Origin of the sequence: Bacillus sp. TH13, assembly GCF_016651175.1 — a bacterium.
Taxonomy (GTDB): domain Bacteria; phylum Bacillota; class Bacilli; order Bacillales; family Bacillaceae_G; genus Bacillus_A; species Bacillus_A thuringiensis_S.
In genome coordinates this window covers 871,873-885,661 of record NZ_JAEKEJ010000025.1, presented here as the reverse complement: position 1 = coordinate 885,661, position 13,789 = coordinate 871,873, and the positions used below count along the sequence as shown (strand labels likewise).

Genomic DNA, 13,789 nt, shown 5'->3' with positions numbered 1-13,789 from the left:
TTTTTTACTATCATGAAAGATAAGGAAAATAAACTATAGGTACTGGTGTATAAAATGTTACCCCAAAGTATCGTTGGGTAGAAGAAATGAAAGCTATAAATAGTTTCACTTTATTTCTGGAGAGGAGAAGGTATTGAAATCATGTCAAGATCTCAAGAAATTTCTAAGTGGTTTCGTAATTTACAACATTCGAAAAAACTAAGTTGGATTTCTTACGTTGTATTAGGAGCAGTGCTGTTTTTTGCGCTTATGAATAATGTAAAACCAGAGCAATTAGATGTTAACATGTATTCTATTGCGAAAAAGACAATCCATTCTCCTATAAAAATTGAAGATAAAGTTACAACGGATAAAAAGAAAAAAGAAGCCACTACAAAAGTTGAAGATCAATATACATATAAAAGTGAGTATAAACAAAATAAAGTTGATATTGTGAATGACGTCTTTGCTAAAGTGGATGAAGTGGTGCAAGAGATTAAAGCTGTTGGACCGGATGATCAAAAAAAGATGACTGATGCTGAGAAAGTGGACAAGTTAAAAAAGAAACTACCGGCTGACTTAACGAAAGAATTATCTGATTCAAACTTACTAAATTTGATTAATGCAGATTCGAGCCAATTAGTATTAGCGAAGGATGCTGCGGTCACAGCGATTAATAGTATCATGACTGAGCACATTAAAATGGACGAATTGAAAGATGCGAAAGAACGATATGTAAGTGAGATGAATAGTGTTAATGTTGATAATGGTTTAAAAGAGTCAATTAAGGCGCTAGGAAGATATGCAATTTCAGCGAATTATTTTTATGACCCGATCTTAACGAAAGAGAAGAGAAAAGCAGAGGAGGATTTAGTTCCACCTGTTTATATTCTTCAAGGACAAGTTCTTGTTAGAGAAGGTGAAACAATTTCAAGTGATGTGTATAATCAGTTGAAATTAGTTGGCTTGTTAGAAAAAGGGAACGGTTTTCAACCTTATGTTGGATTAGCGGTACTCATTGGTGTGTTACTATACTTTATGCATAAACAATTTGAATTATTTTTAAAGAGAAAAAGAGAAGATAGACCGTATGTTTTAGCGTATATTACAATTTTGTCTATCACAATCGTTTTAATGAAAATCATTAGTTTGTTTCAAAAACTTGAATATGCAGGGATTGCATATGTTGTCCCGGTTGCGATGGGAACAATACTTGTGAAATTAATGATTGGTGATCGATTTGTCTTTTTAACGAGTATGATTTTTTCTGTATGCGGAAGTATTATGTTTAATGAAGGAGTAACGAGTACATTAAATTATAGTGTAGGGATTTACGTATTGTTAAGTTCATTATCGGTTAGTATTTTCTTGAGAGAAAAAAATCGTCGTACAATGATTTTACAAGCTGGTATACTCGTTTCTGTATTAAATGTAGTTGTATTGGCGGCGCTCTTATTATTACGTAATGGGAATTTTTCGCCTCTTGAAATTGGTACGCAATTATTAATGGCTTCACTTTCAGGGATTATATCATCCGTTTTGGCTATGGGGATTTTACCATATTTAGAAAGTGGACTTGGAATCGTATCAAGTATGAAGCTTATGGAACTATCAAGTCCAAATCATCCGCTTTTACGCAGAATTTTGTTAGAAGCGCCAGGGACATATCATCATAGTGTAATGGTAGCGAATCTTTCTGAAGCTGCTTGCGAAGCAGTCGGGGCAAATGGTGTATTAGCGCGTGTAGGGGCATATTATCATGATGTAGGAAAAACAGTACAACCACAATTCTTTATTGAAAACCAAATGGGGATTGAAAACCCGCATGATAAATTAGATCCTGTAACGAGTAAAGATATTATAATTGCTCACGTAACGGATGGAGTAAGAATGCTTGAAGAATATCATATTCCACAAGAAATTATTGATATCGCTGGGCAACATCACGGTACAACGTTACTGAAATATTTTTATTATAAAGCGATTAAAGAAGATAAAGAAAAATATACAGAAGAGATGTTCCGTTATCCGGGCTCAAAAGCAACTTCGAAAGAATCGGCAATTGTTGGTATTGCTGATAGTGTAGAAGCTGCGGTACGTTCTATGAATCACCCAACGCCAGAACAAATTAATAATTTAGTGCAAAGTATTATTAAAGATCGATTGCAAGACGGTCAATTTAGTGAATGTGATTTGACGTTTAAGGAACTACAAATCGTTGGGAAAACGTTGTGTGAAACGTTAAATGGTATTTTCCATTCGCGTATTACATATCCGGAACTTCCGGAAGAAAAGGAGAAAGAATGAGTTTGTTAATTGATTTTATTGATGAAACAGAAGAAGTAAAAGAAGAGTATATGAGTTTAATTCGTGAAGTGTTAGAAAAAGCAGCTCAAATGGAAAATATCGAGGGTGGTGCGGAGGTATCGGTGACATTTGTAGATAATGAGCGCATTAGAGAAATTAATCGTGATTACCGAGATAAAGATCAACCTACAGATGTAATATCCTTTGCTATGGAAGAGATGGGAGAAGGAGAAATGGAGATTGTTGGTGCAGAGATGCCGCGCATGTTAGGTGATCTTATTATCTCTATTCCAAGGGCGAAAGAGCAAGCTGAAGAGTACGGACATTCTTTCGATCGTGAACTTGGATTTTTGGCGTTACATGGCTTTTTACATTTACTTGGTTATGATCACATGACAGAAGAAGATGAAAAAGAAATGTTCGGAAGACAAAAAGAAATTTTAGAAGCTTTTGGATTAGGACGATGAAAAAAGGAAAACTTATAGATAGTTTTGGATATGCTATAGCTGGTATGTTCTTTTGTCTTCGTCATGAACGAAATATGAAAATTCATTATTTAGCCGCAGTCATTGTTATATGCTGCGGCTTTTATTTCCATATTACGAAAATAGAGTGGATGATATTACTTATTGTAATAGGGAGTGTAATGAGTTTAGAAATGGTAAATACGGCTGTAGAAAAAACGGTAGATTTAGCGACTGCCGATATTCATCCGTTTGCAAAAATTGCAAAGGATGTTGCAGCAGGAGCGGTTTTATTGTTTGCAATTATAGCTGTTATAATTGGTGCTATTATCTTTTTACCGTATATGGTATAGTTGCATTCCGAAGCTTTTATTAAGCTTTGGAAGTGCCGTAAGGGCCTTTAATGAGAGAGTGTATCTCTTCATAGCTGTGAACAGGAAGGATGCGGGAATATGAATAGTAAACAATTAATTCTAGAAGCAATCGAAGCGCGTAAACAAGCGTACGTACCATATTCTAAATTTCAAGTAGGTGCAGCATTATTAACGCGCGATGGAAAAGTATATCGTGGATGTAATGTTGAGAATGCATCATATGGCTTATGTAATTGTGCTGAAAGAACAGCTTTATTTAAGGCGGTTTCTGAAGGAGATAAAGAATTTGTAGCCATTGCGGTTGTAGCAGATACAAAGCGCCCAGTACCTCCTTGTGGAGCATGTCGACAAGTTATGGTAGAATTATGTAAACAGGATACGAAAGTATACTTATCAAATTTACATGGTGACGTTCAAGAGACGACAGTCGGAGAATTGTTACCAGGAGCATTTTTAGCGGAGGATTTACATGAATAGAAAAGGTTATAAATCAGGTTTTGTCTCTATTATTGGCAGACCGAATGTTGGAAAATCTACATTTTTAAACCGTATTATCGGCCAGAAAATTGCTATTATGAGTGATAAGCCACAAACGACTCGTAATAAAATTCAAGGTGTATATACAGAAAATGATTCACAAGTTATTTTCATTGATACACCAGGAATACATAAACCTAAACATAAATTAGGCGACTTCATGGTAAAGATGGCTCAAACGACATTGAAAGAAGTTGATATTGTTCTGTTTATGGTCAATGCAGTTGAAGGATTTGGTCGTGGTGAGGAATTCATCATTGAGAAATTAAAAGAAACGAAACAACCAGTATTTTTAGTAATTAATAAAATTGACCAACTTCATCCAGAGCAATTACTAGAGTTAATTGATCAATATCGTAAACTACATGAGTTTGCAGAGATTGTACCAATTTCTGCGTTAGACGGTAATAATGTGGACGCTTTAATTGGAACAATTAAAAAGTATTTACCAGAAGGACCACAATACTATCCAGATAATCAAGTAACGGATCATCCGGAGAGATTTATTATTGCAGAGCTTATTCGTGAGAAAGTACTACATTTAACACGTGAAGAAGTGCCACATTCTGTGGCTGTTGTTATCGATGCGATTCAAAAGCGTGAGGGCGGTGCAGTTTATATAAATGCAACGATTGTTGTTGAACGTGCATCACAAAAAGGAATCATCATCGGAAAACAAGGGAAAATGTTAAAAGAAGTTGGTAAGCGAGCTCGTTTTGATATTGAAGCGCTACTTGGTTCTAAAGTATTTTTAGAAGTATGGGTAAAAGTGCAAAAAGATTGGCGTAATAAAATGTCTCAGCTTCGTGACCTAGGTTTCCGCGAGGATGAGTACTAAAATAGAGTCAAGCTATAATCAGTGGATGGTTGGTTCATCCACTGATTATTGGTTTTTATGAACTTTGATAAATTAGGAAAAATTTTTCTCACATGAAAATGGACAAAATGGGTCAATTTAATAACAACAAAGGAAATTGGTTTATAGGCTACGCTTATTGAGAAAGGTGGATTCTTATGCTAGATTTTACCTGGAAGTTTTTCTCCAAAACAGGAAGCATTGAAACGTACTTGCTTTTGAAAGAAATGGAAAAAGACGTAAACGATGAGATGGATCAACATGAAGAGGAGCTAGCGCATCTAGACTCTCCAATTTCTTGACCCGTTTTGTTCAAACCTTGGATGGTGACGAACATGTTTCAAAAAGTTGAGGGCATCGTTATCCGTACGACAGATTACGGAGAAACGAACAAGATTGTTACAATATTCTCAAGAGAACTTGGTAAGGTAAGTGCAATGGCAAGAGGGGCAAAAAAACCGAAAAGCCGATTAGCATCTGTGTCGCAATTAATGACACATGGCCAGTTTCTTATTCAAATGGGATCTGGGCTTGGAACATTGCAACAAGGCGAGATTATTTCAACTATGAAAGAAATTCGCGAGGATATATTTTTAACTGCTTATGCATCATTTATTGTTGAGTTAACTGATAAAGCAACAGAAGATAAAAAACATAATCCGTATTTATTTGAAATGTTATATCAAACGTTGCATTATATGTGTGAGGGTGTTGATCCAGAAGTATTATCATTAATTTATCAAACGAAAATGCTTCCGGTATTAGGGATGCGCCCGTACTTTGATACATGTGCGATTTGTCATCAAGAAACAGACTTTGTCGCCTTCTCCGTCAGGGAAGGCGGTTTTCTGTGCTCACGTCATGCAGAGCAAGACCCATATCGTATACCGGTAGGAGAAGCTGTTCATAAATTATTACGTCTTTTCTTCCATTTCGATTTACATAGGCTCGGAAATGTATCGGTAAAGGATAGCACAAAAAAACAAATGCGTTTAGTATTGAATACATATTATGATGAATATTGCGGAATTTATTTGAAATCAAGACGTTTTTTAGAACAACTTGATAAGTTTCAAATATAATTTTGGGCCGTATACGGTCCTTTTTACATACTTTCTTTTTCGAATAGCATATTTAGTATATAATATTTAAGAGATAGTATAACTTTTTTCGTTGTGCATTAAAGGTGGTGATTATCATAGAGCTGAATAAACGACAAGAACATATCATTCAGATTGTAAAAGATCACGGTCCTATTACAGGGGAATCAATTGCAGCGCAATTGGGTCTAACACGTGCGACGCTAAGACCAGACTTAGCAATTTTAACGATGGCTGGTTATTTAGAAGCACGTCCACGCGTAGGTTATTTTTATACGGGTAAAACTGGGGGGCAGCTATTATCTGAAGCTGTTAAGAAAATTAAAGTACAAGATTATCAATCTAGACCGGTTGTAATTGATAAAAATGTTTCCGTATACGATGCAATTTGTACGATGTTTTTAGAGGACGTTGGTACATTGTTCGTTGTAGATCAGATGACTCTATTAGTTGGTGTTGTGTCTCGTAAAGATTTATTAAGAGCGAGCTTAGGAAAGCAGGATTTAACCTCTCTTCCGGTTAATATTATCATGACAAGGATGCCAAACATTGCAATGTGTCGTAGAGAGGATTCTTTATATGATATTGCGATGGAATTAATAGAAAGACAGATTGATGCAATGCCAGTTGTGAAAGATACGAAACAAGGTTTAGAAGTGATTGGGCGAATTACAAAAACAAATATTACACGTGCGTTTGTAAATTTAGTAAATAACGAATAAGTGTAATTTGTTTAAAGTGAGGTAATGTAATGGATAATAAAATCGTATATGTCGTATCTGACTCTGTAGGGGAAACGGCTGATTTGGTTGTTCGAGCAGCAATGGGGCAATTCCCGTTTGCTCCTGATATTAGACGTGTACCGTATGTAGAAGATACAGGGACATTAAAAGAAGTGATTTCGATTGCTAAGAGTAATCAAGCACTTATATGTTTTACGTTAGTTAAGCCTGATATGCGCCAGTATTTAGTAACAGAGGCTGCAAGAGAAGGGGTAGAGGCATACGATATTATCGGCCCTCTTATTGATCAAATTGAAGAAATTACGGGGCAAGTGCCGAGGTATGAGCCAGGTGTTGTCCGTAGGTTAGATGAAGAATACTTTAAAAAAATTGAAGCGATTGAGTTTGCTGTGAAGTATGATGACGGCAGAGATGCACGAGGTATTTTAAAAGCAGATATCGTGTTGATTGGTGTTTCGCGTACATCAAAAACACCACTTTCTCAATATTTAGCTCATAACAAACGCTTGAAAGTTGCGAATGTACCACTCGTACCAGAAGTTGACCCACCTGAAGAACTATATCAAGTGGCAAAAGAAAAATGTTTCGGTTTGAAAATTACACCAGATAAGTTAAATCATATTCGAAAAGAACGATTAAAATCACTTGGATTAAGTGATGGAGCAACATATGCAAATATTAATCGTATTCAAGAAGAAATTGATCACTTTGAGGAAGTAATTAGTAAAATAAATTGCCAAGTAATCGATGTATCGAATAAAGCGATTGAAGAAACAGCAAATATTATTGTGAATGCAGTGCAAAACCAAAAAATGTTTTAGCACATTTACCAAAGGTGAATGTGCTTTTTTCGCTCGTGTGAAATATGATACCTATAGATTTTGTAATAGATTGTAGTGTAATGGTTATACTTATACTCCTTTGTCTTTTAGTATATTCAAGGTGTAAGTTTGTCATCCTGAAATGTAAGATGAAAAAATAAAGGGATATGTAGCGTAGTTGAAGAAAATATATTATAATAAAAAATTGTGATAAAAACCTATATTTTACGTTTAGACTTTAATTTTTCAGAATAAACTAGGGATAGGATTTACGAAAAAGACATGTAATTACGTTAAATCGACAAAATCTATACAAGAAAACGCACATTATGGAAGGATTCACAGAAGGGATGTAGAATACAGAAATATGCAAAACATCAACAACATATTAGTTGGTATAGATGCATGTCCCGTGAAGACTGAAATTGTGCAAGTTGGAGCGGAATTTCATGTCGGAATTTTGTTTGTCGCATCATATGCTCATCCTTTAAGGAAATAGCAAGGAAATTGGATCTTTGTAGATACTGAACAAAATGGAGTTGATTGTTATATGGATCACCATGAAAAAGCTACAGATCTCAAGATCAAACAGTATATGTGGCTTGCTACTCTTCTTGTAAAAAGGTGTATATGTATTGTTTCTAAGAGGTACATTTGTAACAGATGAGCAAATGTATACAATTTTATATAGCAAGTATGTATATGCGATTTATGCAGATAAAGGACCTATAGGAAAGGTTCAAAATCGTTTATACAATGTAATCGGCAACACTTTCTAACAAGTTTAGAAAAATATTGTCGAATTATAAAGGAATTTTTTAATTTATATCGAATACAAAATACGACACGGAGATGGAGTTATGGGGAACAGAATTCCCGAAGAAGTTGTTGAACAGATTCGGACATCATCCGATATTGTAGAAGTCATTGGTGAATACGTTCAACTTAGAAAACAGGGGCGTAACTATTTCGGCCTTTGTCCATTTCATGGTGAGAATTCTCCTTCATTCTCTGTTTCATCTGATAAGCAAATTTTTCATTGCTTCGGATGTGGAGAAGGTGGAAATGTATTTTCATTTCTAATGAAAATGGAAGGACTGGCTTTTACCGAGGCTGTTCAAAAGCTAGGCGAAAGAAATGGAATTGCGGTTGCAGAGTACACATCAGGGCAAGGACAACAAGAAGACATATCTGATGACACTGTCATCATGCAACAAGCTCATGAATTATTGAAAAAGTATTATCATCATTTATTAGTAAATACGGAAGAGGGAAATGAAGCACTTTCATATTTATTAAACCGTGGTATTACGAAAGAGATGATTGAGAAGTTTGAAATTGGTTATGCATCACCTGCTTGGGATGCAGCGACGAAAATTTTACAAAAAAGAGGTTTATCGCTGTCTAGTATGGAACAAGCTGGCCTTCTAATAAGAAGTGAGAAGGATGGTAGTCATTACGATCGCTTCCGTGGAAGAGTTATGTTCCCGATCTATACGTTACAAGGTAAGGTGATAGCGTTTAGTGGAAGGGCGTTAGGAGATGACACTCCAAAATATTTAAATAGCCCGGAAACGCCAATTTTTCACAAAAGTAAATTGTTGTATAACTTCCACCAAGCAAGACCGTTTATTAGAAAGCGTGGGCAAGTGGTTCTTTTTGAAGGATATGCCGATGTACTAGCTGCGGTAAAAAGTGGCGTGGAAGAAGCCGTTGCGACAATGGGAACGGCTTTAACTGAAGAACAAGCAAAACTTCTGCGACGTAACGTTGAAACTGTTGTTCTTTGCTATGATGGTGATAAAGCAGGGCGAGAAGCGACGATGAAAGCAGGGCAATTATTGCTAAAAGTTGGTTGCCAAGTGAAAGTCACATCCTTGCCAGATAAGCTTGATCCTGATGAATATGTGCAACAATATGGGACTACCGCTTTTGAAAATCTTGTGAAATCAAGTGTGAGTTTTGTTGGTTTTAAAATAAATTATTTGCGTTTAGGGAAAAATTTGCAAGATGAGTCTGGCAAAGAAGAATATGTGAAAAGTGTTTTAAAAGAGTTATCGTTGTTACAAGATGCGATGCAGGCAGAGTCATATTTGAAGTCATTATCGCAAGAATTTTCGTATTCAATGGAAACACTTTTGAATCAATTGCACCAATATCGCAAAGAACAAAAGGTACAGCAAAAACAAATAAAGCAGGTTGCTAAACCGTCTCAAGTCGTTCAAACAAAACCGAAGTTAACAGGTTTTGAAAGAGCGGAAAGAGAAATTATTTACCATATGTTGCAAAGTGCAGAAGTAGCTGTTCGTATGGAATCCCATATAGAAGATTTTCATACAGAAGAACATAAAGGGATTTTATATGAACTATACGCATATTATGAAAAGGGAAATGAACCTTCAGTCGGAACATTTTTAAGTTGGCTCTCTGATGAAAAGTTGAAAAATATTATCACTGATATTTCGACGGATGAATTTATTAATCCAGAATACACAGAAGAAGTGTTGCAAGGCCATTTGGAGACGCTTAGACGGCATCAGGAAAAACTTGAAAAGATGGAGATCATCTTTAAAGTGAAACAAATGGAAAAAACAGATCCTGTAGAGGCTGCTAAATATTATGTAGCATATTTACAAAATCAAAAAGCGAGAAAATAGCTTTTTTGATAAAGTTTTAGTATAATGAATGTTTGTATCTCGCGTAAGGAGGGGAACAGATGGCTGACAAACCAGCTCGTTCTAAACAAATTGAAACTGAAATGACCCTTGAGCAAGTGAAAGAACAACTCACTGAGCTCGGAAAAAAACGTGGCGTTCTTACATATGAAGAGATTGCAGAACGCATGAATGGATTTGAAATTGAATCCGATCAAATGGATGAATACTATGAATATTTAGGTGAACAAGGCATTGACTTAGTTGGTGATAATGACAACGAAGAAGGCCCTAATAATCGCCAAATTACAAAGACAGAAGAAGAGTTTGACCTCAATGATTTAAGTGTACCACCTGGGGTTAAAATCAACGATCCTGTTCGTATGTATTTAAAAGAAATTGGTCGTGTAGACTTACTATCTGCAGAAGAAGAAATTCGACTTGCAACGCGTATTGAAGAAGGCGATGAAGAAGCGAAACGTCGTCTTGCAGAAGCAAACTTACGTCTTGTAGTAAGTATTGCAAAGCGCTACGTAGGCCGTGGTATGCTTTTCTTAGACTTAATTCAAGAAGGTAATATGGGTCTAATTAAAGCTGTTGAAAAGTTCGATTATCGTAAAGGTTTCAAATTTAGTACGTATGCAACTTGGTGGATTCGCCAAGCTATTACACGTGCCATTGCAGACCAAGCGCGAACAATTCGTATTCCAGTTCATATGGTTGAAACGATTAATAAGTTAATTCGTGTACAACGTCAATTATTACAAGATTTAGGTCGCGAACCGTCTCCTGAAGAGATTGGTGAAGAAATGGATCTTGCTCCAGAAAAAGTACGTGAAATCTTAAAAATTGCACAGGAGCCAGTTTCTCTTGAAACACCAATTGGTGAAGAAGATGACTCCCATTTAGGTGACTTTATTGAAGACCAAGAAGCAACATCGCCTGCGGACCATGCAGCCTATGAATTGCTAAAAGAACAATTAGAAGATGTGTTAGATACACTAACAGATCGTGAAGAAAATGTTCTGCGTCTTCGTTTCGGTTTAGATGATGGACGAACTCGTACGCTTGAAGAAGTTGGGAAAGTATTCGGCGTAACGAGAGAGCGTATCCGTCAAATTGAAGCAAAAGCACTTCGCAAATTAAGACATCCAAGTCGTAGTAAGCGTCTTAAGGATTTCTTAGAATAGGTTATTTTTTAAGTTTACTTCACCTTTGTGAAGTAAACTTTTTTATTTTGTTAATTTTTGTTAAAATTTAGCTATCGGCAACGATTACAATTTCTTGTAATTTATTTTACAGAATTGTCTTTTGATTTGCAAATGCTCATTTTTCGATTTTTCGATTAATTTTGTTTATTCTATACAAAAATATATGTAGAAAAGCGAAAAATATGATGAGAAACGTTAATAATTATCGAAATAATAAGCTATATGACAATAAAAAACAATAAACTGAATTTATGGAATATTTTTAACAAGTAGTAGTTTACTCTTTTCTGATAGAGCGTTTTCAAGTACAATGGAAATGACTGAATCATCTAACTATTTAGGGGTATAGAGGGGGGAGAAGAGATATGAAACGTAATCCGCTGATTCCGTTCGCTCTTATTGCAGCATTAGGTATTATCGTTATGTTTGTATTTTCATTTCAGGGGCTAAATAAATCTAAAGAGTTAGCTGATGCAAAAAATGGCGGGAAGCCAGCACAAACAGCATCAAAACCAGAGGATATTGTGAAGCAAAGCTGTACGAGCTGCCATGGTGATCAGTTACAAGGGGCAGTAGGACCTAACTTACAAAAAATTGGTGGGAAACTTTCAAAGGATGAAATTAAAGAAATTCTTTCCAAAGGAAAGGGCAATATGCCTGCCAATATAGTTCCAGCTGATCAAGCCACTAAAGTAGCTGATTGGTTATCGAAGAAAAAATAAAGTTCCGTATGACAAGTCTTTTGCTTATGCAAAGGGCTTGTTTTTCTATATTTTCTAAAATACGATGAATGATAGAGAAGTGAATTGTTGTTATGGGCTTGCAACAACTACTATAAATTCATTATCATGGAGACAGACTGACAAGAGAAGGAGTAATGGAAATACATGAATGAAGTAAAGCTTTCAAAACGATTAGAAGAAGTTGTGCGTGAAATACCAGTAGGATCTACAGTTGCTGATATTGGATCGGATCATGCGTATTTACCGTGTTATACAATTATAAATAATATTGCTACAAAAGCAGTTGCAGGTGAAGTTGTAGATGGACCATTTCGTTCTGCACAAGCAACTGTAGCTGAAAGTGGCTTACAAGATAAAGTAGATGTACGTAAAGGGAATGGATTAGCTGTTATCGCGCCAGGAGAAGTAGATGTTATTACGGTTGCTGGAATGGGCGGAGCGTTAATTCGTGACATTTTAGAAAGTGGTAAAGAAAAATTAGAAGGTGTAACACGTTTAATTTTACAGCCGAATATTGCAGCACATCATATTCGTGAATGGTTTGTTGAAAATGGTTGGGAGCTTATCCATGAAAAAATCGTAAAAGAAGATGGGAAAATTTACGAGATTTTAGTAGGAGAGCGAGGAAATGTCGAAGCACCTTACTCGGAAAATAAACAAGCGGGATTGTTTATGGGGCCATTTCTAATAAAAGAGAAAAATGAAGCTTTTGGTGAGAAATGGGAAGGGGAATTGAAAAACTTCCAAAATATTTTAAAACAGTTAGAACGTGCGGCTAATTCTGAAGAAACAAAAGCGAAACGTGCAGAAGTAGAAGCGAAAATGAAAATGATAGGGGAGATTTTATCATGAGTAAAATTCCAAACGGCCATGAAATTATTTCTTTATTTGAAAGTATGTATCCGAAGCATTTGGCGATGGAAGGAGATAAAATTGGTCTGCAGATTGGAGCGCTTAATAAATCTGTACAACACGTATTGATTGCGTTAGATGTAACGAAGGAAGTTGTGGAGGAAGCGATTCAATTAGGAGCGAATGTCATTATCGCGCATCATCCTTTAATTTTTAATCCGTTAAAAGCGATTCATACAGATAAAGCGTACGGAAGAATTATTGAAACGTGTATTAAAAATGATATTGCCATTTATGCAGCGCATACAAATGTGGATGTTGCCAAGGGCGGGGTAAATGATTTACTTGCTGAGGCGTTGGGGTTGCAAAATACAGAAGTTTTGGCACCGACATATGCAGAAGAAATGAAAAAAGTTGTTGTGTTTGTGCCAGTAACTCATGCAGAAGAAGTACGAAAAGCATTAGGAGACGCAGGTGCTGGTCATATCGGCAATTATAGCCACTGTACGTTTAGTAGCGAGGGTACAGGTACGTTTGTACCTCAAGAGGGGACAAATCCTTATGTAGGGGAAACTGGACAGTTAGAGCGCGTAGAAGAAGTGCGAATCGAAACGATTATTCCAGTTTCACTACAACGAAAAGTGATTAAAGCGATGGTAACGGCACATCCATATGAAGAAGTAGCGTATGATGTGTATCCACTTGATAACAAAGGCGAAACATTAGGGCTTGGGAAAATAGGATACTTAAAAGAAGAAATGACACTTGGACAGTTTGCAGAACATGTAAAGCAATCATTAGATGTAAAGGGTGCACGAGTTGTTGGGAAATTAGATGATAAAGTGCGTAAAGTAGCTGTACTTGGTGGTGATGGTAACAAATACATCAATCAAGCTAAATTTAAAGGAGCGGATGTATATGTAACAGGTGACATGTATTATCATGTTGCTCATGATGCGATGATGCTCGGTTTAAATATAGTTGACCCAGGACATAACGTTGAAAAAGTAATGAAGCAAGGTGTGCAAAAGCAATTACAAGAAAAAGTGGATGCAAAGAAACTCAATGTACACATTCATGCTTCGCAATTACATACAGATCCATTTACATTTGTATAAGAAAAATAAAAACCGTTGCTCATATAGGCA

At 36.0% G+C, this 13,789-nt stretch carries 16 protein-coding genes; all 16 read left to right on the top strand.

All coding sequences use genetic code 11. The annotated features are described in order from the left end of the window. Positions 1-141 precede the first annotated feature (141 nt). Entirely contained in the window at positions 142-2,286 is a 2,145-nt protein-coding gene (locus JFU02_RS12845) for an HD family phosphohydrolase (RefSeq protein ID WP_000091517.1), read from the top strand. Continuing rightward, on the top strand, positions 2,283-2,753 hold the full coding sequence (ybeY, locus tag JFU02_RS12840; protein ID WP_000054686.1) for an rRNA maturation RNase YbeY: 471 nt from the start codon (positions 2,283-2,285) through the stop codon (positions 2,751-2,753). Before JFU02_RS12845 ends, ybeY begins: the two co-directional genes overlap by 4 nt. Beyond that, the gene (locus JFU02_RS12835; protein WP_000715475.1) at positions 2,750-3,103 is read left to right on the top strand and encodes a diacylglycerol kinase family protein; all 354 of its coding nucleotides are present in this window, start codon (positions 2,750-2,752) and stop codon (positions 3,101-3,103) included. Before ybeY ends, JFU02_RS12835 begins: the two co-directional genes overlap by 4 nt. A gap of 99 nt (positions 3,104-3,202) precedes the next feature. Continuing rightward, positions 3,203-3,601 carry a cytidine deaminase gene (locus JFU02_RS12830; RefSeq protein WP_001086281.1) on the top strand — a complete coding sequence of 133 codons (399 nt, stop codon included), beginning with the start codon at positions 3,203-3,205 and terminating at the stop codon, positions 3,599-3,601. After that, entirely contained in the window at positions 3,594-4,499 is a 906-nt protein-coding gene (gene era, locus JFU02_RS12825) for a GTPase Era (RefSeq protein WP_001080237.1), read from the top strand. The genes JFU02_RS12830 and era overlap by 8 nt, the downstream gene beginning before the upstream one ends. 176 nt (positions 4,500-4,675) lie before the next feature. After that, entirely contained in the window at positions 4,676-4,819 is a 144-nt protein-coding gene (locus JFU02_RS12820) for a YqzL family protein (protein ID WP_000883924.1), read from the top strand. 33 nt (positions 4,820-4,852) lie between these two features. Beyond that, the gene (gene recO, locus JFU02_RS12815; RefSeq protein WP_000487013.1) at positions 4,853-5,599 is read left to right on the top strand and encodes a DNA repair protein RecO; all 747 of its coding nucleotides are present in this window, start codon (positions 4,853-4,855) and stop codon (positions 5,597-5,599) included. A gap of 107 nt (positions 5,600-5,706) precedes the next feature. Continuing rightward, complete coding sequence (gene ccpN, locus JFU02_RS12810) at positions 5,707-6,339, top strand: transcriptional regulator CcpN (protein WP_000583756.1); 633 nt, start codon at positions 5,707-5,709, stop codon at positions 6,337-6,339. Between the two features lie 29 nt (positions 6,340-6,368). Continuing rightward, positions 6,369-7,181: a pyruvate, water dikinase regulatory protein gene (locus JFU02_RS12805; protein ID WP_000368949.1), complete on the top strand. Its 813-nt coding sequence runs from the start codon at positions 6,369-6,371 to the stop codon at positions 7,179-7,181. Positions 7,182-7,548: 367 nt separating this feature from the next. Next, on the top strand, positions 7,549-7,680 hold the full coding sequence (locus JFU02_RS32750; protein WP_086407246.1) for a PIN domain-containing protein: 132 nt from the start codon (positions 7,549-7,551) through the stop codon (positions 7,678-7,680). A gap of 136 nt (positions 7,681-7,816) precedes the next feature. After that, positions 7,817-7,960 carry a hypothetical protein gene (locus tag JFU02_RS12800; RefSeq protein ID WP_000479748.1) on the top strand — a complete coding sequence of 48 codons (144 nt, stop codon included), beginning with the start codon at positions 7,817-7,819 and terminating at the stop codon, positions 7,958-7,960. Positions 7,961-8,041: 81 nt separating this feature from the next. Beyond that, complete coding sequence (dnaG, locus tag JFU02_RS12795; RefSeq protein WP_000528221.1) at positions 8,042-9,838, top strand: DNA primase; 1,797 nt, start codon at positions 8,042-8,044, stop codon at positions 9,836-9,838. Positions 9,839-9,897: 59 nt separating this feature from the next. Beyond that, positions 9,898-11,025: an RNA polymerase sigma factor RpoD gene (gene rpoD / locus JFU02_RS12790; RefSeq protein ID WP_000764066.1), complete on the top strand. Its 1,128-nt coding sequence runs from the start codon at positions 9,898-9,900 to the stop codon at positions 11,023-11,025. A 386-nt stretch (positions 11,026-11,411) separates the two neighbouring features. Beyond that, positions 11,412-11,768 carry a cytochrome c550 gene (gene cccA, locus JFU02_RS12785; RefSeq protein WP_000828142.1) on the top strand — a complete coding sequence of 119 codons (357 nt, stop codon included), beginning with the start codon at positions 11,412-11,414 and terminating at the stop codon, positions 11,766-11,768. Positions 11,769-11,933: 165 nt separating this feature from the next. Beyond that, complete coding sequence (locus tag JFU02_RS12780; protein ID WP_001006546.1) at positions 11,934-12,641, top strand: tRNA (adenine(22)-N(1))-methyltransferase; 708 nt, start codon at positions 11,934-11,936, stop codon at positions 12,639-12,641. Continuing rightward, positions 12,638-13,759, top strand: a complete 1,122-nt coding sequence (locus JFU02_RS12775; RefSeq protein ID WP_000036249.1) for a Nif3-like dinuclear metal center hexameric protein — start codon at positions 12,638-12,640, stop codon at positions 13,757-13,759. The genes JFU02_RS12780 and JFU02_RS12775 overlap by 4 nt, the downstream gene beginning before the upstream one ends. The last annotated feature ends 30 nt before the right edge of the window (positions 13,760-13,789 follow it).